General features: G+C 67.6%; 10 protein-coding genes and 4 pseudogenes. 7 read left to right on the plus strand and 7 right to left on the minus strand.

From position 1 onward, the window contains the following. Nucleotides 1-14: 14 nt before the first annotated feature. Nucleotides 15-761, plus strand: a pseudogene (locus OG306_RS36990) (IS256 family transposase); the annotation flags it as partial. On the opposite strand, the gene OG306_RS36995 reads toward OG306_RS36990, so the two are convergent. The 4 genes from OG306_RS36995 to OG306_RS37010 form a co-directional block, all read right to left on the minus strand. Beyond that, nucleotides 742-1,530, minus strand: a complete 789-nt coding sequence (locus tag OG306_RS36995; protein WP_266750855.1) for an NUDIX hydrolase — start codon at nt 1,528-1,530, stop codon at nt 742-744. The pseudogene OG306_RS36990 and the gene OG306_RS36995 sit on opposite strands and share 20 nt — an antisense overlap. A 113-nt stretch (nt 1,531-1,643) precedes the next feature. Further along, nucleotides 1,644-2,918, minus strand: coding sequence for an MFS transporter (locus OG306_RS37000; RefSeq protein WP_266750857.1), 1,275 nt, complete (start codon nt 2,916-2,918; stop codon nt 1,644-1,646). Beyond that, nucleotides 2,915-4,954: an ABC transporter ATP-binding protein gene (locus tag OG306_RS37005; RefSeq protein ID WP_266904566.1), complete on the minus strand. Its 2,040-nt coding sequence runs from the start codon at nt 4,952-4,954 to the stop codon at nt 2,915-2,917. The genes OG306_RS37000 and OG306_RS37005 overlap by 4 nt, the downstream gene beginning before the upstream one ends. Before the next feature lie 333 nt (nt 4,955-5,287). After that, entirely contained in the window at nt 5,288-5,866 is a 579-nt protein-coding gene (locus tag OG306_RS37010) for a hypothetical protein (RefSeq protein ID WP_266750860.1), read from the minus strand. A 450-nt stretch (nt 5,867-6,316) separates the two neighbouring features. Between OG306_RS37010 and OG306_RS37015 the strand changes: the two are divergent. Then, nucleotides 6,317-6,704: pseudogene (locus OG306_RS37015) on the plus strand (transposase); the annotation flags it as partial. Between the two features lie 202 nt (nt 6,705-6,906). On the opposite strand, the gene OG306_RS37020 reads toward OG306_RS37015, so the two are convergent. Next, nucleotides 6,907-10,086 (minus strand): glycosyl hydrolase family 95 catalytic domain-containing protein, encoded by a 3,180-nt coding sequence (locus tag OG306_RS37020; RefSeq protein ID WP_371666120.1) that lies wholly within the window; start codon nt 10,084-10,086, stop codon nt 6,907-6,909. 279 nt (nt 10,087-10,365) lie between these two features. Between OG306_RS37020 and OG306_RS37025 the strand changes: the two genes are divergently transcribed. Both OG306_RS37025 and OG306_RS37030 read left to right on the plus strand, forming a co-directional pair. Continuing rightward, nucleotides 10,366-10,728, plus strand: a complete 363-nt coding sequence (locus OG306_RS37025) for a hypothetical protein (RefSeq protein WP_266750863.1) — start codon at nt 10,366-10,368, stop codon at nt 10,726-10,728. An 891-nt stretch (nt 10,729-11,619) separates the two neighbouring features. After that, nucleotides 11,620-14,280 (plus strand): DUF1349 domain-containing protein, encoded by a 2,661-nt coding sequence (locus OG306_RS37030; RefSeq protein ID WP_266750865.1) that lies wholly within the window; start codon nt 11,620-11,622, stop codon nt 14,278-14,280. 293 nt (nt 14,281-14,573) lie between these two features. Here OG306_RS37030 and OG306_RS37035 read toward each other — a convergent pair. Further along, nucleotides 14,574-14,908, minus strand: a pseudogene (locus tag OG306_RS37035) (helix-turn-helix domain-containing protein); the annotation flags it as partial. 13 nt (nt 14,909-14,921) lie between these two features. Next, complete coding sequence (locus tag OG306_RS37040) at nt 14,922-16,328, minus strand: IS4 family transposase (RefSeq protein ID WP_327258406.1); 1,407 nt, start codon at nt 16,326-16,328, stop codon at nt 14,922-14,924. A gap of 518 nt (nt 16,329-16,846) precedes the next feature. Here OG306_RS37040 and OG306_RS37045 point away from each other — a divergent pair. From OG306_RS37045 to OG306_RS37055, 3 genes and pseudogenes are all read left to right on the plus strand, one after another. Continuing rightward, nucleotides 16,847-17,161 (plus strand): annotated as a pseudogene (locus OG306_RS37045) (hypothetical protein); the annotation flags it as partial. Nucleotides 17,162-17,421: 260 nt separating this feature from the next. After that, a complete protein-coding gene (locus OG306_RS37050; RefSeq protein ID WP_266904556.1) occupies nt 17,422-21,096 on the plus strand; it encodes a S8 family peptidase in 3,675 nt (1,224 codons plus the stop codon). Nucleotides 21,097-21,125: 29 nt separating this feature from the next. Next, nucleotides 21,126-21,740, plus strand: a complete 615-nt coding sequence (locus OG306_RS37055) for a hypothetical protein (protein WP_266750871.1) — start codon at nt 21,126-21,128, stop codon at nt 21,738-21,740. Nucleotides 21,741-22,249 lie beyond the last annotated feature (509 nt).

Below are 22,249 nucleotides of genomic sequence, written 5' to 3' on the forward strand. Positions count from 1 at the left end.
ATCGAATTCAAGGCGTGTATCCGGTCGTCTTCATCGACTGCGTGAACGTGAAGGTCAGGGATGGGCAGGTCGCCAACCGGCCCGTCTACATGGCCTTGGCCGTGACGGCGGAGGGGCATCGGGACATCCTGGGCCTGTGGGTCGGCGACGGCGGCGAGGGCGCCAAGTACTGGCTGCAGGTCCTTACCGAGATCAAGAACCGGGGCGCCCGTGATGTGCTGATGCTGGTCTGCGACGGCCTGACCGGTCTTCCGGACGCGGTCAACACGGTCTGGCCTGCGACGATCGTGCAAACGTGCGTGGTTCACCTCCTGCGGAACAGCTTCCGTTACGCGGCCAGGCAGGACTGGGAGAAGATCGCGAAGGCGCTCAAGCCCATCTACACCGCGCCGACCGAGGACGCCGCCCTGGAACGCTTCATGGAGTTCAATGAGGCCTGGGGAAGGAAATACCCGGCGATCGTGCGGCTGTGGGAAAGCGCCTGGGCGGAGTTCGTCCCCTTCCTCCAGTTCGATATTGAGATCCGGAAAATCGTGTGCACCACCAACGCAATCGAGTCCGTCAACGCCCGTATCCGCAAGGCCGTGAGGGCCCGCGGGCACTTCCCCACTGAACAGGCCGCGCTCAAGTGCGTCTACCTCGCGGTGATGAGCCTGGACCCCAAGGGCACCGGAAGCAAGCGCTGGACCATGCGCTGGAAAGCCGCACTCCAAGCCTTCGACATCACCTTCGACGGCCGGCTCACTGCCGGACGCCGGTAGAAACAATCAACCGAGTCCCACCGTTCGCTGTACAGACCCTGCCTCCTCGCTGGTTCTTCCTATGTCCTGAAGACAACTGGGGAGGTTGGTTAATACGAACGGGACAGTGGAGGAGAGGGTCCGAACGAGTGACGCGGGGACTCGTGGGGCGGTCGGTAAAGTCGTGGATCAGTGCGGATGCGTTGACGGGCTCCGGCTGCCCGTCGAGGCCATGGGCCTCAGCGCTCAGGAGCTTGGCGCGCAGCGTCGGGGACCTCACGTCGGCGAACGGCAGCCACCGGGCGCCGGAGACCTCCTCGTCCTGCAGCGCGAGCAGCGGCGGTTGCCCTGTGACGAGGTAGAACGCGAAGCGGAAGTCGATGTGCTGGTGGGCGGGCTCGCCCTTGGCCGGGTTGGCGTCGATGTCGTGGACGTCGATGTCGATCGGAGCACCGAGGACCTGTGGGGTCAGGCACAGGTCCTCGGGGCGGAGCCCGGTTTCCTCGCACACTTCCCGCAGGGCCGCAGCCAGAAGGGTCCGGTCATCCTCGACGTGGCCACCTGGAGCGAGTAGCTTCCGCGATGCCTTGTGGCCGATGTGCAGGACGCGTCGATCACGGTCGATCACCGCGGCGCTGCACGTGATGTGTCCGGGGAACGTTGCGCGGCTGGTGGGTTCGGCCTCGGAGTCGAGCGCGGCGACGAGCGGCTCGAGTTGCTCCCGCTCTGCGGGGTGGTGCTCCAGGTATTCCTTGAGGAGGTTGCGGATGTCGGATCGGGCGGGCGGCATGGCGGCACCTTTCATGTGGCGGATGCAGGCTCCGACGGGCTCGGTGGGAGACGGGCGGTGGGGGTCGCTGCGCGGAATGGCGATGGTGATGCGATCTGATGCTGGGCGGGGCATCAGGCGGCGCCTCGGACGGCGTCGGGTGCGCGGGCGCCGGCGGTGTGCAGGACACGCACCGGTGAGCACCACAGGATTACGAACGGTGCACAGAGCAGGCAGGAGATCGCGCCGAGGGTGGGGCGCAGTCCGACGAGGGTGCCGAATGCCCCGGCGAGGAGCGCGGCGAGGGGGCGCAGGCCGAAGGCGAGCCATGCACCGGTTGCCTGGGCGCGGCCCTGCAGATGGTCGGGGCAGAGCTCTTGGCGGACGCTGCGCTGCAGTCCGCCGTGTGCAACGGCGGCACAGGTCTGGATGAGCATTCCGGCGCCGATGGCGATCTGTCCGGTGGCGCCGGGGCCGACGATGAGCAGGGGTATCTGGGCGGCTGGGTTGAGGGCCAGGGCGGTGAGCATGACGGGCCCGGCTCCCCAGCGTCGCTCCAGGGGTCTCCACAGGACGGCACCGAGGAACCCGCCGACCCCGCCGACCCCCATGACGATGCCGAGCACAGCGGGACTCCAGTCCAATTCACGCAAAAGGTACAGAGACCAGAGTGCTGAGCTGGCGGCGAGGGCGAAGGACGTGGTGGCGTTGGACAGAACGATGGACCGAACGAGGGGCGCTCTGAGGGTGTAGTCGAGGCCTTCGCGGATCTCCGTCCACTGGCTGGTGCCCGCGGGCCGAGGCGCCGGTTCGGGTTCAGGGTTGCGGATGCGGAGCAGGCAGAAGGCGCAGATCAGGTAGGAGACCGCGTCCAGTGCGATCGCGCGGGCGGCGCCCAGCAGGGTGACCAGGAGGCCGCCCAGGTTGTTCCCGGCCAGGTCGGCGAGCGAGTTGGTCGCGCCGAGTTTGGAGTTTCCTTCCTTGAGCTGCTCCCCGCGCAGCAGTGTCGGGAGGTAGCTGATCGAGGCGTTGCTGCCGATCACCTGGAACGCGGAGACGAGGAACGCGACCGCGTACAGCTGTCCCAGGGTGATCTCGGCGACCAAGTGGGCGAGGGGGATGCTGGTCAGGGTGACGGCGCACAGGACATCGCAGCTGATGATGATCGGCCGCTTGCGGTAGCGGTCGGCGAGGACGCCGGCGTGGAGGGAAAGCAGCAGCGGGGGCAGCTTCCCCGCGACGGCGATTAGTGCCACGTGCATGGTCGAGGCGTGCAGGTCCACCACGGCGATGACCGAGATGCCGATGGTGGTGATTCCGAAACCGGCAACCGTGACGGCCTGCCCACCCCAGTAGCGTCGGAAGTCCGCGTGCCGCCACAGGCTGGCAGCGGGAGCAGCGGCGTTCACTGCGGGCCGCCCTTCACCGGGTTCGGTGCCGGGGCGTGCCCGTGCTGCGAGGGAACGGCAGGCGCGGTGGCCCCGTATTGGGCGGCCTGGGCGGTGAACATCGACCGGTAGATGCCGTCAGGCCGGGCCATGAGCTGCTCGTGGGTGCCTTCTTCGGCTACTCGGCCCTGGTCGAGGACGTAAATGCGGTCGGCGTTGGCCGTGGCTGCGAGGCGGTGTGTCACGAGTACGACCGCGTGGCCTTCTTCCGCGAGTGACCACAGGCCTTCGAACGCGGCGATCTCCGCGTGCGGGTCGAGCGCCGAGGTCGGCTCGTCGACCAGGAGGAAGGGGGCCCCTCGGTACAGGCTTCGCGCCGTGCCGAGTTTCTGCCACTGCCCGCCCGACAGTTGGACACCGCGCTCGTAGCCCTTGTAGACGATGGAGTCCCAGCCGTGGCGCAAGCCCTCGATCAGCTTGAGGACGCCGACTGATAGCGCGGCGGACTTCACCCGGTCCATGTCGCGGCCGCGGTCGCCGGCGCCGATCGCCACGTTCGCGGCCGCGGTCATCTCCCAGCGAGGGAAGTCCTGCGCGAGCAGCCCCACCATGGCGAAGATGTCGGCCCGGTTGGCGTCGCGGAGCTCGACCTGGTCGCTGCCGTCGGCGTCCTGCCACCACACGTTGCCGTCGCGGGGCAGTAGCAGTCCGGACAGCACCTTGGTCAGGGTTGTCTTGCCGGACCCGTTCGCGCCGACCAACGCGGTCACCTCGCCGCGGCGCACCCTCAAGCTGACGTTCTGCAACGCGGGGGAGTCGGCCCCGGGGTAGGTGTACGACACGTTGTCCACGCGGACCTGATGGGTGCGTGCCGGCAGCGGAGTGCCGATGGTGGGGATGGCGTTCTCGGTGGCCAGGGCGATGGCGCCTTCGGTGTCGGTGAGGAACAGCAGCTCCTCGTAGAGCCGGTTGACCCGCTGGACCAACGAGGTCAACCGGGCGGTCGATGCGCGGATCGCGAGGACCGCGGTGCCGCCGACAGCGAGCGGCAGTGAGCCGTCGGCCATCAGCCACCACAGAACTCCGTAGCAGGCCAACGACGCGATGCCCGCAAACCCGCCGGCGACCAGGTCTGTGGAGGCCTGCGCGCGGGCCAGGCGCCGCTGCTCCGCCTCGGTCTGGCGGGACATCTCCTCGTAGCTGGACAGCAGCTTGGTGCCGGCGCCGTGCACGCGAATCTCTCCTTGCGCGTGCGGGCGGGTCAGAAAGCCCAGGAGCGAGGCGATGGCCCGCCGGTGATCGATCCAGTGCAGCTTCGAGATGTACTCGCGGCGTGCGGAGCTGACCGCGCCCCACCCCTTGGGCAGGGCGATCACCAGCAGCATCGGCAGCAGCATCCAGTGCAGCGACGCCAATACGGCCGCGGCAGCCACCATCGCGATGAGGACGTTGCCGACCCCTACCGACAGCATCAGCATGCTGCGGGCCGAGTCCGTGCCGAACCGGCCCGCCTCCAGCACACGTTGCACCTCGGGACGCTCGGTCGCCTCCAGCTCGACCCGGGTGACGGCCGCGTAGTAGCGCGCGGAGACCGCCCGCTCCACCTGTGGCTCCAGCCGTCCGGACATCGCCGTCGACCACGCCATCAGCAACGCCGCGATCACCGCGGTCGCCGCCAGCACTGTCAGGGACGGCAGGGCTTCGCGCAGCTTGTCCGCCGTCGGGCCCTCCGCGAACAGATTCGTGAGCACGCTGTTGACCGCAACCAGTCCCCACGCCGCGGTCACTCCTTGCCCGAGCTGCGCGGCCACCACGCCTGCCATCGCCCGCCGATCCGTCTGCCAGCCGGTACGGAGCACCAGGGCGACCATGCGCGGCAACGCGGCCGCCATGTGCCGGAACGAGAGCCTGGTCAGCGGGCCCTCGTGACGTACGTAGGACTGGTCGTAGCGCAGCCGTCCCCCGTATAGCTCGCGCTCCGCGTTCGAGATCGTGTCCTTCGCCGGCGTGGTCTTTGCGTCCTGGGGGGTATTGCGGCGTGGGCCGGTGCGTGTCAACGTCGCTCCTTCCTGACGGTCGTGGCGGCATCGTCGGGTTCAACGACCCCACCGAGTTTTCGAACACGTGTCTTTCGGCCGAGTTTCGAATCCCGGTTCCATGCGGCTGTTGAAAGGTGTGGGATGCATGGGCCCTTGTGCCGCAAGAGGCGTTCCATGAGTGGGTGTTGGCCGAAACGCCGTCGGTCGCAATGCGCAGGGGCGCGGTCCGGGGACGGGATCAGAGGGCGTGAGCCTTCGGTCTGCTCTGCGCATGGCTGACCGGACCGTGGCGCGAGGGGGCGCCACGCCCTACGAGGTGGGTCGGTTCAGTTCAGGAGGGTGGTCAGTTCGTCATGCCTCCCGGACACGGAAAGTCGCCGCCGGAAAAGGGCGTCCGTTGACCTGGAGGGCGATCGAATACGCACCCGGCGTGAGCTCCACAGTGGCAGTGGAGCGCAGCACGTGGTCCTTGGCGAGTGGCCGTTTCTCGCCCGGCTTGCCGGTGCTGCGCAGAAGGAAGTACACCTTCTCGCGCGGCTTGCCGGTCCGCGTCGTCGAAGAGATCACGAACATCACGTGCACCGGGACGGGCCGGGTGATGGTGAGAGTGGCGGAGAAGCTGAGCGTGTCGCCGTCGACGAGCTCGGTGCGCTCCAGGACGAGAGGCGTCAGCTCGACCAGCGCGTCGGGCGCGTAACCGAGGAAGGCGTAGGCATCCGGCCGGCCCTTCTTCAACCTGCTCCGAAGGGCCTGCCTGGCGATGAACGCGAAGTGCTTGTCGGGAACGAGACCAGAGACCTTCCAGCGCTGAAGTGTGGCCAGCACCAGATCCGGCTGCGTCACGGACAGGTCGTGCAGATGGTTGGCGACTGACGTGCGGACGTAGGTGCTGGAGTCGCCGTAGAGCTGCTCGAGGACAGGCAGCGCCACGTCGTCAGGCAGGGAGATGCGCGGGGCACAGGGCAGCAGAGGGCGGGTGGCCTCGGTCAGTGGCCTTTAGTTGGCGGCCGTAGCCGTCGTACGTGATACCTGATTCCAGGTAGGTGGCCTTGGTGCCGTCGTGGCTCTTCAGCGTGGCAATCGCGGTTGCATCGCCCTTGACGGGGGCGGAGCCGTACGCGCCTGCGTCGTAGGCGGTACGGACATCTGAGAGGACATCCTCTGCTCGGTCGGTCTTGGCGTCGCACGCCTTGGTGACCGTCTCCTTCCGAGTGAAGAGGTTGAGTAGGTTGGCGTCCGTCGCCTCCGGGTAAGTGGTGCGGGTGCACCGGTCATCAGCTGCGTCCGGATCTTGGTTCGCTGTGTCTGGGGCCCGCGTGTGTGGCGATCGTCGCGTGAGTGCTTTCGTCCGCCTCCATGACGTGGGCGATGCGCACGCCCTCCCCGCGCTGCCTCACCTCCTGGATCACGACCCGGCCCGGGAACCTGTTCGACAAGCGGCGTGAGCATCTGGGTGAACTCATCGCGGCCTGCCCCGAGATGACCACCTTGGGCGGACTCGTGCACGACTTCGCCCAGCTCATGGGCGAGCGCCGCGGAGGCGACCTCGACGCCTGGATCGCCGACGTCCGGAAGGCCCAGCTACCCCAGCCGGCACCCTTCCTCACCGGCCTCGAGCAAGACCACGACGCGGCCGTGGCGGGGCTCACGCTTCCGTACAACAACGGTCCGACCGAGGGGTGTGAACGCCAAAACGAAGCTCATCGCGAGGCAGATGTACGGCAGAGCAGGATTCGACCTCCTCCGTCACCGCATCCTCCTTGGCTGATTTCACCCTCCGTCACCACCGAATGCGAGACAGGGCCGAACGTTTTACAGTTCCGCCTGTCGGCGCTGATGGCGTGGTGTGTTCTGATAACGGCCGACAGGATCCGGTGCAGAGACCGGCCATGCCGACGACCCGTGCCGCTCCCTTTCGGGCGGCGGAATGCCGTCGGCTTGGCTGCTGCGGCAGCGAGCGGGTGCCGCCGTCAGGGCTTGATCGCCTTCACCTTCGTGTCGACGCCGTTCACCCGCACGGTGACTTTCCTCTGGTTCCGCGCCCGGTCGGCCACGATCTTGTAGGACGTGACCTTCCCGTCCCGCCACTCACAGCTGACCTCGTAGCCGCCACGGGCACGGAGCCCGGTGAAGGAACCCTCGGCCTTCCATACGTCCGGCAGGGCGGGCAGCAGGTGGATGACGCCGTCGTGGCTCTGCAGGAGCATCTCCGCCACGGCGCCCGAGATGCCGAAGTTGCCGTCCATCTGGAAGGGCGGGTGGTTGCAGAACATGTTGGGCAGCGTGTTGTAGGCCAGCAGTCCGCGCAGCATGATCTGGGCGCGATGCCCGTCACCGAGGCGAGCGAAGAGGGCTGCCCGCCAGGGCCAGGTCCACGAGCGGCGGCTGTCGCCCGACACCGTCGCGGCCGTGAACGGGACGCCTTCCTTCTCACCGCACCGTGCCTTGAGCGAGACGAGGGCGGCAGCCGCGAAGTCGGGCGTCTTCGGGGTGATCTGGCGGCCCGGGTAGACCGCGAAGAGGTGCGAAGTGTGGCGGTGGATGTCGCTCGGGTCGTCACGGTCGGTCTGCCACTCCTGCAGCTGACCCCACTTGCCGATCTTGTTCGGGGCGAGGCGCGCCTGCATGTCCGCGACCTTGGCCCGGTAAGCGGGATCCGCCTCGACCACCGCCTCGCAGTCGAGGTAGTTCTGGAACAGGTCCCAGATCATCTGCTGGTCGTGCATGACGCCGTCCTCACGCGGCCCGTGCTCGGGGGACCAGCCGTTCGGCGCGACGAGGAGTCCGTCCTCGCGCTCCTTGAGATGGTCCTCCCAGAACTCGCAGATCTCCTTGATCATCGGGTAGGCGACGGTGCGGAGGTAGACCAGGTCCTGGGTGAACGCCCAGTGCTCGTACAGATGCTGCGCGTACCAGGCGCTCGCGGGAATGTTCCACTCCCAAGCGTTGCCGCCGAAGATGCTCTGGCTGGTGCGGGCGGTCCAGCCACGCGTGTCCTTGCCGAAGGCGTTGCGGGTAGCCACGCGGCTGGGCACCGCCACCTGCTCGATGAACCCGACGAGTGCCTCGTGGCACTCCGGCAGGTTCGTCGTTTCGGCTCCCCAGTAGTTCATCTGGACATTGATGTTGGTGTGGTAGTCGGAGGCCCACGGCGGCTGGTTGCTGTCGTTCCAGAGGCCCTGGAGGTTGGCGGGCAGGCCCTTCGGGCGAGAGGAACTGATCAGCAGGTATCGGCCGTAGTCGAACATCGTCTGTTCGAGTGTCGGGTCCTGCCCGCCCGCCGCGTAACGCGCCAGTCGGGCGTCGGTCGGCAGAGCGACGACGGTGGCGTCGGAGGTGCCCCAGGCGACCGAGACGCGGTTCATGAGGGCGCGCATCTTGGCGGTGTGCTCGTCGCGCAGCTCGTCGTAGGACCGGGCGGCCGCCTTGTCGAGCGTCCTGACGACGACCGGTTCCGGATCGGCACCGCGCCACCCGGCGGCGGCATCGAGCTTGTAGTCGGTGCGGGCGTCGAGGAGCAGGGTCAGGGTCGTGCAGCCGCTGAACCGGAGCACCGACCCGTCGGCGCGGAAGTCGCCGTCGGTGTGCACGGTCCGGACGGTGCACGCGTGCTTGAGGCCGTTGCCCATGACACCGCTGAAGGCGAGCCGCCGGGCGTCGGCGTCAACGGTCGTCGGGGCCTTGTCCTGTGCGGACGTCAGCGAGATCTCTCCGGAGAGTCCCCGGGCGCTGTCCGACGTGTACCGGAAGACCACGACGTCCGCGGACCGGCTGGCGAAGGCCTCCCGCAGGACGCGCCGTCCGGGCGCGCCGAAGCGGGTGACGTGGACACCCTCGACGAAGTCGAGGGTGCGCTGGTAGTCGACGACCGCGCGCTGCGTGCGCGTGTCGAAGCCCGTGCCTTCCAGCGCGATCTCCCCGATCTGGAATCCGGTGGAGGATGCGCCGGGGGTCAGGGTGAGCCGGTAGATGCGGTAGGCCGTGCTGTTGGTGATCTGGAAGGTCCGGGTCTCGCCGCGGTCGGCGAAGGGGGCATTGGGGTTCTGCGTGTCGAGGGTCACCCAGGCACGCCCGTCCTGCGACGCCTCGAGCGCCCATCGCCGGGGGTCGTCCTGCGGACGGTCCGGGGCCGCCGTCAGCGCGTACGAGGTAACGACGACCGCGCGGGGCAGGTCGGCCTGCCAGACGACCGCCGGTGCAGCGGCGTCTACCCGCCAGACCGTGGCCGCATCGCTGTCCACCGAACTCGAGATGTCCATCGCCCGGGACCCGGTCCCGGCACCGGACCCCTCGGAGTGCCCGCTCGGCGACGACAGGTACATCGAACCGCCCCCGCCCAGGTCAACGCCGGACAGACCGATCTCGCTCACCTGGAAGTGGCTGACCCCTGCCTTGGGGACGAAGTCGAACCGGTAGAAGCGGTAGGCGGCGGTGTCGGCGCAGGTGAATTCCTTCTTCTGGCCACGGCTCTCGAAGGGCGTCGCCAGGGTGTGTCTGTCCAGCGTGGTCCAGGTGGCGCCGTCGGCGGAACCGGAGAACGTCCACTCCTGCGGGTCGCGCTGCGGCACATCGCCTGCACTCGTCAGACTGTAGGACGCGACCGCGACGGGGTCCGGGAGCTGGACCTGCCACTGCACCTTCGAGCCAGGCCCCTCGATGCACCACTTCGTGCTCGAGTCACCGTCGTACGTCTTGTCGACACCCTCCGACGAGGAGGTGCGGTACGGTCCCCCCGGGGCCGTGACCTTCGAACGGGAAGCGAAGGTGACGACGACGTCACCGAAGTTCCGGTACGAGCCGAACCCGGTCATGCCCGTGTCGAAGTCGCCGTCCCAGTTGTTGACTCCGCCCCACAGGCTCTGCTCGTTGAACTGGATGCGCTCCTCGTAGGGATCGGCGAAGAGCATGGCGCCGAGCCGGCCGTTGCCGATCGGCAGGGCCTGCGACTGCCAGTCCATGGCGGGGACGGGATACTTCAGCGCCTTGCGCGACAGGGTCGGCCACTGGATGGCCGCCGACGCGTCGGTCCCTGCGGCGACGGCCTGTCCCGCAGGGGTTCCGCCGGTCAGTTGAGCGATCAGAGGTGCAAGGGCGAGGGCACCGCCGAACTTGAGGATGCTTCGTCGCTGCGGTTGGGATTCATTGATCACGGTGAGATCTCCTGCACTATTCATCGGCTCTTTAACGGAGAGATGGACAGCAGCATCGACATCCATCGAGGGCGCGGTCATCCTTGCCTGAACATAGATCGGATGTCTAGAGGTGTGCGCCACTGAATCACCTCGTACCGTCCGTCGCCTGCCGCGGCGGCGTGACGCGCCTTCCATGCGAGTCGCCCCGAGGCTGCCATGTCGTGTCAAGCCGCTTGAGGAAGCTCTTCCACATCCGGCTGATTCCTGGGTTCGAGGATCTTGAAGAGATAGCGTCAGATGGAGACTGAGCAATTCCAGACGATGCCCCGGCGCGTCCTGGACGCGCGGGTGCCGTTCGTGTGGGTGACCGCGGACGAGGCGTACGGGCAGGTCAACCGGCTGCGGTACTGGCTGGAGCACCCCGATCCGAACGTGCCGGCGACCAAGGTGGACGACACCGTCATCACCGCCCGGGGCGCCGAAGCCCGGGGCGACGTGCCGGCGGTCGGTCCGCCGCGGCAGGCGTGGAAGCGCCTGTCCGCCGGCCCGGGCGCCCGCGGGCAGCGGATCTACGGCTGGGCCCGGGTGCCGATCCGGATCTGGCGGAAGAACGGCTTCGGCCACTGGGTGCTGGTCCGCTGCAGTGACCAGCGCAGATGATGGGTCGGGTTGAGGATCAGTCCGATTAGGCGGCGGATCTCCGGGATGGAAAGCGGGATCAGACGGGTTTGTCCAAGATCGCTGCCCCCTTTGACGGCTTCCGAGCACGGACGGCGGTCAGTACGGCGAGCGCGGCCCGACTCCTCTCAGCGCTCGCAGGCCGAGCAGGACCGAGGGTCCCGCAGTACCTGCTCCGGAGTCTGTTGCTTCACGAGGGCGAGCCCGACACCTGCACCTGCATGCCGTGCGGCGTTCCGCCGGCGAAAGGGCGCGATGGCCCGCCACCGCGCCACTGGCTGCACGTCGGGCAGCAGGAGTGACCACCTCATGCCGGGAGGCCTGCCGCTCACGTGGGCGGGCCGTCGCGCCATTTCGGAACAGCCTCTTGACACGCAGATGCCCGACAGGTTTTCTGTGGCCACTCGATCGAATGCGTCTCTTTGTGTTTGATTTTGTTGTCAAGCTGCTGCTCAACTGCCCTGGCACCCGGCCTTACCTCGATATCGGCCAGCAAACCGGCACCGGCGCCCTCAGGAGCGCCACCCTCACCCGCCGAGGGGCCTTCCATGGCCGTTAAGCCTCGCACCTCGCCCTGACCTTCCATCACTCCGCCCTCCTCGGCACCCGCCTGACTCTGAACTTGCACATGAGCCAGGCAGCAGAGCGTCGAGCTGTACCCGCCGTTCTGGACACCCGCCTGATCAACGAATCCATCAACTCGTAACCCTCCTCCGCTCGTTCCGAAGCCCTCAGGACAGGTCATTCATGATGCGCCCACCATCCATTCGAACTGCCCTCCGTGCCGCTGGCATATTCCTCGTCGGCGTACTCCTCAGTTTCCTAGCGGTGCCTGTCGCGGCCGGCCAGGGGGCGTCAGCAACGGTCGTACGGGTGACCGACTTCGGCGCGGACCCGACCGGGCGATCGGACAGCGCCGCCGCCGTGGCCGCCGCGTTGAGACATGCCAAGTCGGTCGACGGCCCGGTCCGCGTGCTCTTCCCCCACGGCAAGTACCACCTCTATCCCGAGCAGGCCGAATCGCGGGAGCTCTACATCTCCAATACCGCCGGCGCCGACGAGCGCTACCGCAACAAGCGGATCGGCCTCCTCATCGAGGACATGAAGGATGTCGTGATCGACGGGAACGGATCACACCTGCAATTCCACGGGCTGATGAGCGCCTTCGCCGTCATCCGGTCGCAGCACGTCACCGCGACGAACTTCAGCTTCGACTACACGACCCCGAAGGTCATCGACGCCACGGTGGCCGAAACGGGCACCGCCAACGGCAAGGCCTACCGGATCCTCGACGTCCCGCCGGGGACGCTTTACCGCGTCGCGGACAACCACGTGACCTGGCTCGGTGAGACCAGCCCGGCGACCGGCCAGCCCTACTGGAGCGGCGTCGACGGGATGCAGTACTCCCAGACCCACGACCCCAAAGCGCAGCGCACCTGGCGCGGCGGAAACCCGCTTTTCGGGAACGTGGCAGCGGTCACTGACCTCGGAGACAACCGCATCCGCATCGACTACCAGTCCTCCACCGCGCCGTCCGACCGGGGACTGGTCTACCAGATGCGGCAGACGGCTCGGGACACCGCGTCCGGGTTCATCTGGGAGTCGAGCGACGTGACTCTCCACGGGATCGCGGCCCGATACCTGCACGGCTTCGGCATCGTCGGCCAGTTGAGCGAGAACATCACCATCGACGGCAATGAGTTCCGCACCGACCCCGCCACCGGACGCACGACCGCGGGCTTCGCCGATTTCATCCAAATGTCCGGGATCAAGGGTGCCGTGACCATCACGAACAACACCTTCGACGGACCGCATGACGACCCCATTAACATCCACGGTACGTACGTCGAGGTGACCCAGCGGCTCGCGCCGGACAAGTTGGTGCTGTCCTATATGCATAGCGAGACGGCAGGCTTCCCCCAGTTCCATCCAGGCGACCAGGTCGAGTTCGTCGAGAAGCGCACCATGGCGGCCGTTCCCGGCGGCACCGCTACGGTCCGCAGCGTCGACGGACCGTCTGGTCAGGACCACGACAAACCCCTGACGACGATGACCGTGACATTCGACCGGGCGATCCCCGACGTCGTCACTGCGGGCGGTTTCGTCGCCGAGAACACCACGTACACGCCCTCGGCACGGATCGCCGGCAACACCTTCCGGAACGTACCGACCCGGGGAATCCTCGTCACGACGCGGCGACCCGTCGTCATCGAGGACAACATTTTCGACGGCATGTCCATGGCGAGCGTGTTCATCTCCTCCGATGCTTACCAGTGGTACGAGTCGGGGCCGGTGCGAGATGTGCGCATCCGGCGCAACACCTTCCTCCGACCGGCCAGCCCAGTGATCTTCGTTGAGCCGACAAACCAGGTACTCGACCCCAAGAACCCGGTGCACCAAGGGATCCGCGTCGAGCACAACGAGTTCCGTATCGGCAACGTCGAACTGGTGAATGCCAAAAGCGTCCGCGGCGTCACGTTCCTCGGCAACCACGTCAAACGCCTCGACCGCGACCAGCTCGTCGCCGTGCAGGCCAACAACCCGTGTCCCGCTGTGGGCGCCACGGTGCGGGTCCGCGCCGTCGCGGCCGACGAACCCCACACCTCGTCCCTGTTCCGCTTCCGCGGCTCGAGTGACGTCCTCATCCAGGACAACCGGTACGACAACGGACTGAATCTGCGGGCCGACCTTGAGACGACGCAAGCCGACCAGGTCACCGTCGACGGGGACGACATCCGGATCGGGCAGGACAACATCCGTCCGGTGGTTGAGGCGCCGAAGTTCCGATCGAGCAAGCCGCGGGTGCTGAAGGTCGCACCAGACGGTACAGCGACGGCGGTCGCCGCGGGCACCGCGGAGGTGACAGCAATCATCAACACGGAGAACGGCCGACTCGTCTCCCGCGCCCTGACGATGACCGTCGGCGGCGATCCGGCATCACCTGAATGCGCCGTGACGCCCACCCTGTCCGACTCCTGGACCGTGCTGCGCGACACCCCCGGTAAGCGCGCGTTTCTGCCCGACGGGGCCCTGTCGCTCACCCCGACCGGCAGCAGTTTCCTCTGGGCCAACCAGAACTCGGCTCGCAACATCGTGCTGACCGACGTCGGCGGCGGCGAGGGGACGGCAACCGTGAAGATGGTCGGTAAGACCCAGCGCGGCTACATGGAGGCGGGCCTGCTGCTCTACCGCGGCGACAACGACTACATCGCTCTGCAGCGCAAGCACAACAACGGAACTCCCACCGTCACAGCCGTGACCGAGTCCGCCGGACAGCCGGAGGAGAGCCGGCGGATCGCCGACCCGGATCAGTCCGCGCTCTGGCTGCGACTGGCCCGTACCGGCGATACGGTCATTGCCTCCGTGTCGACAAACGGCGTGGACTTCACACCAATCGGATCACCGATCTCCGCGGCGTGGCTCGGGCAGGCCCGGTTCGGCGTCATGGCAGAGGTGGAGAATCCGGGACCCGACCAGCCGTTCGAGTTCCGCGACGCAACCATCAGCGGGAAGCAGGTGCCCTTCATGGATTAGCCGCCGGCACTCCCCGCTCCGCCGCCAGTCAGACGCCGTTCGTCCAGTAGCTGCGTTGGTGCGACGCCGGCCCTCCCGCGGAGGGCCGGCGTCGCACCAACAACACGCCGAGAATCGGGGCGAGGACAACCAGCGCGACTCCCACGAGCGGAACGAACCGAAGGGTGAGCTGTACTGAGATTTGTGGAGTCCCCTCTGATGTCAGGGTTACTACCAAGGGCATCGACGTCACCATCGACTTCACGGACGCCGGCACCAAGAAGCACACGAACACCTGGCAGAAGCTGCTCGACGACGGCAGCGACGGAGATCCGGCGGCGGGACCTGCCGCGGACCCTGACGACAGGAGTGTGGCCACGGCGGCCCCAGGTGCGTGCACGGGGCGGCGTCATCGCAAACCCGGCCTCGTCCTCGAAGGCGGTCCAGGCGTCGAGCGCCGCCGCGGCGCTTCTACCCGCGGCGACACCTCCTTCTTCCACAACTCCACCGCATGTTCGTCCCGTTCCAGAGCCCTGCGAGCCGGCGCCTGCCATGACCAGCCATGCCCTTTCAGCAGCCGCCACACAGTCGCCACCGACACATTCACCCGGAAACGGCGGGCGATCACCGCTTGAACCCGGCCCAAGGTCAACACCGTTGCGTTAGCGCCGTGAGCGGCCATTGAGGCCGTGGTCGAAGAACGCGACGGTGGTGTGGACGGTGTAGTTCTGGGCCTTCTGGGGGTGCTGTCCGGCGTTCGGGCCGTACTTGCTGGTGGGGTTCTTGCGTGTGCGGGCCTTCACTCGTTGCCGTCGGTGGGCGGGCAGGAGGGCGTCCAGGGCCGCGTGGCCGATCCTGCCGACCAGGTCGACGAGGGTGTTGGGGAAGATTCCATGGCCGGCAGTGACGGTGTCGGTTGCGGCGGCCAACAGGACGGTGAAACTGATCCGTTCCATGGGTACTTCCGGCCGACCGGTCAGGGCGTCGTCGCCGGTGCGGATCAGAGCCTGGTAGGCGGTGAGCAGGGCGTAGACCTCCTGGTCGAGGCCATCGATGCTGAGGGAGCGCAGGACGCGGCCGTCAAGCATCGTGGCCTTGATCGAAAAATACGTAGTTTCCGCCTGCCACCTGCGGTGATAGAGATCAACGAGCTCGGCGGCCGGATAACGGACGGGGTCCAGCAGGTTGGTGATCAGCCGCCACCGCTCGGTGCGGACGGTGCCATCGGCCAAGGTGACGATGAGGGTCGCCTCGATCACACGTACCGGCAGCAGTACCCGCAGGACACCGTAGCCGGTGCGGGCGATGTAGGAGCCGTCGCCCAGGTGCTCGGCGGGGGTGGGGACGCGGCGGGCCCCGGAGCGCACCAGGAACCGCGCCCCGCTCTGATGGACGGCATCAAGGAACTCGCTGCCGTCGAAGGCCGCGTCGGCCAGCAGGAGCATCGTCTTGTCCAGGGCGGTCAGAAGCCGCTTGGCATAGGGGAGTTCGCCCTCGGACTCCGGTCCGAAGGCGGCGGCTATGAGCGCGCGGGTGCCGCACTCGACCAGGGCCAGCAGCCGCAGGAGCGGATAGCCGAACTCCAGACCCTCCCCGGCCCGTTTGGGGTAGCGCCAGGTGAGCGTCTCGTCGTCGGGGGTGTGCAGCAGGGTCCCGTCGACGGCCACCGTGCGCAGGCCCCGGTAGAAGGACCCGTCCTGCCCGGGGCGGGCGACGGGCCCGGCCAGCGTCTCGAACAGACGCCGCAGAGGTGCGGCCCCCACCCTGCGCCTGGCCCGCGTCAGCGACGAGGCCGCGGGACGCGCCAGGGCCAGCGGGGTCAGGGCGGCGGTCAGCTTGGACCACACCGTGCGGTACGAGCGGTGTTCGAACAGTGCGAGAGCGAGCACGAAGTACACCACCACCCGAAGAGGCAGCAGCCGCAGGCGCTTCTCGCGCCGGCCGGTCTCCTCCAGCACCGCGTCCACCAGCGCAAAGTCCACGACCTGGGTCAACTCTCCCAGATGACCCGGCGCGAACACACCCCGGGCTGTCTCGATCGTGGACGTGATGACAGACTTCTCCTGCAACGGGACCCCTGACCTTGATCGACTTTCTTCGCCGATCGTTGATCTATCGGGTGGTCCCGTTGCGCTGTTCAGCAGGGCTTGACGTACAGCTCAGGGGCCAAACGCAACGGTGTTGTAGTACAGGCAGCCGATGGGGTCCCCCAGCGCGGATCCTGGCGAAGGTCCGCCTCGTTCAGGCCAATATCAAGAAAGTCGTTGCAAATGACTCCAAGTGACACAAACAGGATCACGAGATACTAGGGGCCGTTTGCTCCGGTACCTCCGCACACCGAATTCCGCCTTTCCCGTATCGGAGGTCCCGTTCTGTGGCTGAGAGCCCAGCGGCCGGAATTCGTGAATCTACCGGGCATGAATATCCATGGTGACGTTCCATCAAAAGGTTGCTCCGCTGGGTGCTGCTGTATGTCAATCGGTGGCTCGCTGCCTCGCTGCAGCACCCGGACGGTACCTTGTAACAACGAGACCGTGGAACGTGGCATTGCCCCGCAGGGCTCACCGGTCATTCGAACTCCTCGAAGCCACCCTCCTCGGACAGTCCGTTCCGCGAGCCGCCGCCGCGCTCGCAGCGCCGTTCCAGCGGCCGCAAGCCCGGAGCCCAGCCGGGACACCCGGGCAGCAACCTGGAGCAGGTCGCAGACCCGGACGAGAACATCTGGCATCGGCCCGCCTCGTGCGAAGGCTGCGGTGAGGCACTCGGGGCGGACGCTTCGCCGGCCGGCTTCTTCACCAACAACCAGGGCGAGCAGGACATCCGCATGGTCAAAGTCCAGATGAAGACCAGCGGCGGTTGGCGCACCCTCACGGATCACCGGGGAGCTCGCCGTAAATCTTGAAGTGGTACTCCGGCGCGCCCGACCAGCATCAGCAAGGCGGCGTGGCGTTCCTCGCCGATTGCCCGGCCAATTGCTATGGCGGGTTTGTGACATGGAAGAAATCCGCCACGCTCAATCAGTTGCCTCGGTCGGTGCTGAGCCCGAAAGTATCTGCTGATACGGCAAGGACTTCTTTGTCGCGACGAGCAGGAGGCACTCATGCATCCCCCTCGCCATATTCACGGCGAAACCGTAAGAACGGCATCTCAGGAGGCCTGGCGATGAGGCGTTTTGGGCGCCGACTGGCCACCGCGGTCACCGGCATCACCGTCCTCGGAATGGTCATGTCGACCGCCTCGGCCAATGCCGCCGACCCAACCCCGGCTCCGTCTTCCCCTGCTGCCCTCAACCAGATCCAGCCCACTTCGGTCGACGGCAACCTTCTCCGCGCTGCCGCCGGAACTCGGGCAAAGGTGTCACTGACGCTGGTGACCGGCGACAAGGTGCAGATCGGTGTCACCGCGGATGGGAAGCCGGTCGTCCACGAGATCGAGCCGGCGGCGCGGCCCGGGCACGAGTCGGTTCTCTTCCAGACCATCACCAGGAACGGCCAGGCCTACGTCATACCGGACGACGCATTGCCGCTGCTCCGTGCCGACCTGCTGGACTGGGAGCTCTTCAACCTCGCCAAGCTGGCGGATTGGGCGGCCGAGGGTAGGACCGGTGAGGTCCCGGTGATCGCCGAGTACACCGAGAAGACCAACGCCCGGACGGCGGCGGCCGTCGCCGGTATCACAGCCAAAACCGTTCTGCCGAGCATCAACGCCCGCTCGATGACCATCAAGGGCAACGGCCAGTGGTGGCGAGAGGTACGAGAGAAGGACACCGGCAAGTCCGTCTCCGCCGCCCGGGCGACAGGCCCGCTGGCCGGGGTGGAAAAGGTGTGGCTCAACGAGCTGACGAGGATCCAGCTCGACAAGTCCGTACCGCAGATCGGCGCGCCCGCCGCCTGGAGCCGCGGCTATGACGGTTCAAACGTGAAGGTCGCTGTGCTGGACAGCGGCATCGATGCCACCCACCCCGATCTCGCCGGCCAGATCGCCGAGGCGGTTGACTTCACCGACAGCCCGAACGGGACGGTGGACGGACACGGACACGGTACCCATGTGGCGTCCACGATCGCCGGCACCGGCAAGGCCTCCGACGGGCTGCGCCGCGGTGTGGCACCGGGTGCGAAGCTCGGCATCGGCAGGATCTGCGACGCCGACGGAAGGTGCGCCGGCGACGCGGTCATTGCCGGCATGGAATGGGCCGCCAAGTCCGGTTACCGCGTGGTGAACATGAGTATCGGAGGCCAGGCCACCAACGGAACGGACGCGCTGAGCAAGTCGGTCAACGAGCTCAGCCGTACCTACGGCACCCTGTTCGTCATCGCTGCGGGCAACAACGGCCCGGGCTCCCAGACGGTCGGGTCGCCGGGTGCCGCCGACGAGGCGCTGACGGTCGCGGCCGTGGACAAGAGCGACCAGATGGCCCCCTTCTCCAGCCGCGGACCTCGCCTCGGGGACGGCGCGGCCAAGCCGGACATCGCGGCTCCGGGCGTCGCCATCACCGCCGCCCGGGCCAAGGGCACCGCGATGGGCACGACCGTGGGCGACTACTACACGACCGCCAGCGGCACTTCCATGGCCACCCCCCATATGGCCGGCGCCGCGGCGATCATCGCCCAGCAGCACCCGGACTTCACCGGGCGGCAGATCAAGGCGCTGCTGATGGGCACCGCCAAGGACCTCGGGCACGACGTGTACGCGCAGGGCGCCGGCCGGGTGGACGTGGCCCGGGCGATCGATCCGAAGATCATCCCGGACGGGAGCCTGAACTTCGGCCGATCCGAATACCCGCACTCGCCGGTGTCCAGGACGGTCACCTACAGCAACTGGACCGACGAGCCGATCACGCTGACGCTTTCCCCCTCGGCCTCCTCCTCGGGCAAGCCCGCACCGGCGGGGCTGTTCACGCTCAGCGCCGACGAGGTGACCGTGCCCGCCAAGGGGTCGGCCGACGTGACGGTGACCATGGACGGCAGGGTGGTGGACGGTGCCGGACAGTACGGCAGATACGCAGGCGCCCTGACCGCCAAGGACAGCACGGGGACGACGCTGGGATCGTCGCGGATCTCGGCGGTCCTGGAGCCGATCCGTCACGACCTGACCATCAAGGTCATTCCTCCGGCCGGCGCCACCGACATCCGGTACGGCAACGCGCTGATCGTCCCGATGGACGAGGACAAGCTGAACCTTTACGAGGACCCGGTGGTGGCACCGGGTGGTGAGACGATCAAGGCCAGGGTCTTCGCCGGCACTGTCGCGGCGGCCCTCACGGTGATGTGGCGGGACGCGGCCGGTGAGCTGCAGCAGGCCCTGCCGATGGCACCGCAGGTGCAGGTCACCGGGGCGACCACGGTGGAGCTGGACCTGCGGAAGGCTAAGCCGGTCAGGGTGAACGCCGCGGAGCCGACGGAGACATACCGCGCGGTCTTCAAACTCCAGCGGACCTCCGTGGACGGCAATTGGGGACTTTCCGCAGGCATGGCCAGCGACTACGGTCCCGGTGAACCGAACTGGTGGGTACTGCCGACCAGCGAGGTGAGCGTCGGCACGCTCTCCTTCAACAGCCAGCATGTCCTGGTACCGCCGTCCGTGACGATGAAGGTCACGGGAAACGGTGCCTCCTTCCACCTGGACGCCCGCTACGCGAAGCCGGACACTTCCATCCAGGGCGGGACCCAGCAATGGACAGAAAACGGAAGGAAGTTGAACCGCTTCGTGCGGTTGACGATCCCCCGACTGCCCACCAACGGGAAGAAGCCCGTGGTCTACGCCGGCACCGGCTCGGCCGAGGAGCTCGCCAAGATCGACGCGACGGGTGCGCTGGTACTGGTGCGGCCAACCGACATCTGCAAGACGACCTGCAACTTCACCGCACTCCGTGAGCGAGTGGCGGCGGCTGCCGCGGCGGGTGCGGTCGGGGTGCTGGTGGCCGGCGGGACCGATCGGGTCGCCCTGGAGTCGTACGGGACCCGGCTCTACAACTGCGAGAACGGTCCGGACAGCTGCCCGCCGGTCGAGCCGTACGCAGCGTTGCCGATCGTGTCCGTACCCCCGGCCGAGGCTGCCACGCTGATCCAGCGGATCGGGGGCGGGGCGAAGCCCGGCGTCAAGGTCGAACTCGGCGGCAACAGCGAGGTGTCGAAGAGCTACGCGCTGGCGTTCAACACGAGCGGTCGGGTCCCCGCCAGCCTGCCGTACCGGGTCCTGCCCGAGCAGCTCGACCGTGTCGACCACCGTATCCACGCTGACCGGCCCGGGGTGACTACCTGGCTCGGCTGGAACCGCAACACCGACGCCGGCCCGGTTGCAGTGGACATGGACCTGCCCAGGCCGGCCAGCCAGCGGCAGCTCACCACGTGGGTCGGGCCGCGGGACGACAACGCGGTCGACACATTCGAGATGGCCACCAGGGATTACGTCGCGCCGTCCGTGGCGAGCATGACGGGCCCGAGCGAAATTCGGGACCTGGCGCTCGACAGGAAGAACACGATCGACTGGAACGCGGGTCCGTCCCTGCCCGGCGCGGTGCCCCAGGTCCGCAGCAAGTCGGGCTTCACCAACAACACCGGCCTGCCGTGCGCCGGCTGCCGGGAGGCCGACCGTTTCTGGCCGACCATGTACCTGACCAGCAGCGGAGGCGGTCGCCAGGCCATGATCGGCGTCGAAAACGACATCGCGGGCGCCGCCGGGTTCTTCTATGGGGTACAAGCCTGTACCACCTGCGACGTCAGCCTGTTCAACAAGGACGGCGACGAACTCGAGCAACGGCTCGTCCCGGTCAAGTTCGTCTTCCAGCTCGGTGAGCCCGGCAACGCGCCGGCCCTGGTGTCGGGGAGCAAGCGGTGATGACCGAAGCGAGGAAGGAGACTGGTCCGATGAACGCGACCGCGCCGTCGAGGTGGCGCCGGACAGTGAATCTGGCGTCGCTGGCAGCCGTAGCGGTGCTTGCGGCGGCGGGTTGCACGGCTACTGCTGACGTCATCACGTACGACCTGCCTGCGCAATCGGCCCGCTACTCGTTCGAGGCGGAAACCAACGGGGTCAAGACCGTGTGGGAGTACACGTCCGACCGGCCGACCAAGCCTGACACGCCGACCTCGCAGCCGTGCATCGCGGACGTCGTCGTCAAGGATCCAGGTTCGTGCCGTCCGGAGCCGTTGATCTTCCTGCGGTACGACCTGGGCCTGGATCTGGACAACACCGCCAAGGCCGGCGGCCTCCACCCCATCACCGTCACCGGCTACTACCAGGATCGGCTCAGCAAACCACCGACCGTGACCGAGGTGCGGGTCGAGGCCAGCGTCGACGGCGGCAAGACCTGGAAGCCGGCAATCACCGCCCAGGCCGGCGGGCAGAACACGTTCACCGCGCGAATCCAGCACCCGAAGCGTGGCGAGGCTCCCGGAGGAGTCGGACTGCGGATCAGCGCGACCGACAGCGCGGGGGACACCGTCAAGCAGACCATCCCCAAGGCGTACCAACTGCGCTGAGATGAACCGATGAAACGTTGAACCGGCCACGGCCGGGGCGAAACGCGAGTTTCGCCCCGGCCGTCTCTCGTGCACTCGGCGAAGCCCTCGCCGCATGCGGGCAGGGCCAACGATCGCAGACCGTTCGCCAGTAACTGCCCCGCTCCGTCGGTTCACCCCGTCGGTTCAACCCGTTGGCCCGCTCCCGCCTGTACCCGATGAAGTCGGCCCTGTCGCGCGGGGCCGGCAGACCCAGCAGTCCAGATCGTGGGCACGCGCCGCACTCCGGCCCAGCGCCCGCTCGTCCAGGGCCGCCAGGGCACGGCGAGCTGTGGAGCCGGAGGCCAGGGCACCGAACACCGGGGCCTGGTGGAGCTGCAGCTGCTCGGCCTCGAGCAGGTTCGCCGCCCCAGCACCATCGCGCAGGCCACGCCCACCAGGAACTCGGCACGGTCGCGTCAGGCACCGCTCCCGCCCGGCAGCACCCGCCCGAGCACGGCGGTCAGCCCGAGCCGGTCCGCACACGCCCT

Origin of the sequence: Streptomyces sp. NBC_01241, from assembly GCF_041435435.1 — a bacterium.
Lineage (GTDB): Bacteria > Actinomycetota > Actinomycetes > Streptomycetales > Streptomycetaceae > Streptomyces.